The organism is Microcoleus sp. C2D2 (assembly GCF_036702495.1).
Taxonomy (GTDB): domain Bacteria; phylum Cyanobacteriota; class Cyanobacteriia; order Cyanobacteriales; family Microcoleaceae; genus Microcoleus.
Window position 1 is genome coordinate 1 of sequence record NZ_JAUBTO010000118.1, and the last position, 1,588, is coordinate 1,588.

The following is a 1,588-nucleotide window of genomic DNA, read 5'->3' on the forward strand; positions in this document are numbered from 1 at the left end:
TGACTAATGACTAATGACTAATGACTAATGACTAATGACTAATGACTAATGACTAATGACTAATGACTAATGACTGTGGTATACAATCTGATTTTGTAGGGACACAACATTGTTCGTTGGTGTAAACAATCGCCTAAAACCCTGGTTTATTTCATGGGTATCGAAGACTCGATCCCCCCTAGCCCCCCTTAAGAAGGGGGGAAACGGAAGCGCTCTTTAGTCCCCCTTCTTAAGGGAAATTTAGGGGGATATAGACTGGGTTAAAAACGAAATTTCTCAAGGCTTTGGGCCTTAAGTTGACACCAATGGGCCGGGCGCTGTTCCTACAGATGCTCGCATACAATCTGATTTTGTAGAGACACAAAATTGTTGTATCCTTATCTTATATAGCAATCCTAAATCATTTGTGAATTTCTTACTCCCTCTCCGATGCCTTGGGGAGGGTTGGGGTGGGGTTAAAAATTTACGACTCCTGCAAGAATTGCTATATAGCAATCCTAAATCATGTGTGAATTTCTTACTACCTCCCCGATGCCTTGGGGAGGGTTGGGGTGGGGTTAAAAATTTACGACTCCTGCAAGGATTGCTATAGAAAGACAACATTATTGTTAGCAAGTAACAATTCCTAAAAAGAATTGCTAAAAAAAACACAACGTGAGAAAATAGAAAAAAATATAGAAATTCGGGAGTTATGATTCTTGGTAACTATTAAATGTCGGGGCATTACCTTCTCAAATATCGAAGCCGTAATCTTTGACAAAGACGGCACTCTAGAGGATTCTCAGGAGTTTTTGAGACTGTTGGGGATTAAGCGAGCGCGCCTCGCAGACGCTCAAATTCCGGGGGTTGGAGAGCCTTTACAAATGGCTTTCGGTATCGAAGGCAGCAGCATCGACCCGACGGGTTTGCTAGCAGTCGGTAGTCGCAGGGAAAATGAGATTGTGGCGGCGGGATACATCGCCGAAACCGGCAGGGGATGGCTGGAATCTTTAACTATTGCGCGCCGCGCTTTTGACGAAGCTGACCAAATGTTTAAAAATAGTGCTGTTTCTCCTTTATTTGTCGGTAGTTTGGAAGTGCTGAAATATCTTTCAGAAGCGGGTTTGAAGCTGGGAATTCTTTCGGCTGCTACGACTGAGGCCGTGCAGAAATTTGTGAAACACCACGCATTAGCCGACTGGATTCAGTTAGAAATGGGAGTTGATTCAACGGTTCATAAACCAGACCCGAAATTGTTTTTGCAAGCTTGTGAGAAACTCGGAGTAAATCCCGCAGCAACTTTGATGGTGGGAGATTCAGCGGGCGATATTCAGATGGGGAAAAATGCTAAGGCGGCGGGCTGTATCGGGATTTGTTGGGGGAAGGCCCAGGTTAGTCATTTGGAAAAAGCTGATGTGGCGATCGCATCTTTGGATGAAATTACAATTTTAGCAGATTGAGCAAACATCACATCAATTCCGATCGTACCGGAATGACTGTTGACTGTAGAAGGAGGGGTCGAAAAACTGAATGGTTGAGTGTTAACTGCATTGTCAATAATCCTTTGATGAACAGGCTTTCCGGCCTGTTCCACAAGAGAGGTTGCAGC

The 1,588-nt window shown here is 44.1% G+C and carries 2 protein-coding genes; one reads left to right on the forward strand and one right to left on the reverse strand.

Annotation, left to right across the window (positions count from 1 at the left end):
- Positions 1–698 precede the first annotated feature (698 nt).
- Positions 699–1,439: an HAD family hydrolase gene (locus QUB61_RS28650; protein ID WP_333132244.1), complete on the forward strand. Its 741-nt coding sequence runs from the start codon at positions 699–701 to the stop codon at positions 1,437–1,439.
- Here the strand turns inward: QUB61_RS28650 and QUB61_RS28655 are convergent.
- Positions 1,376–1,588: hypothetical protein (locus QUB61_RS28655; protein ID WP_333190223.1), on the reverse strand; the 213-nt coding region annotated here is incomplete at its 5' end. The two genes, QUB61_RS28650 and QUB61_RS28655, sit on opposite strands and share 64 nt — an antisense overlap.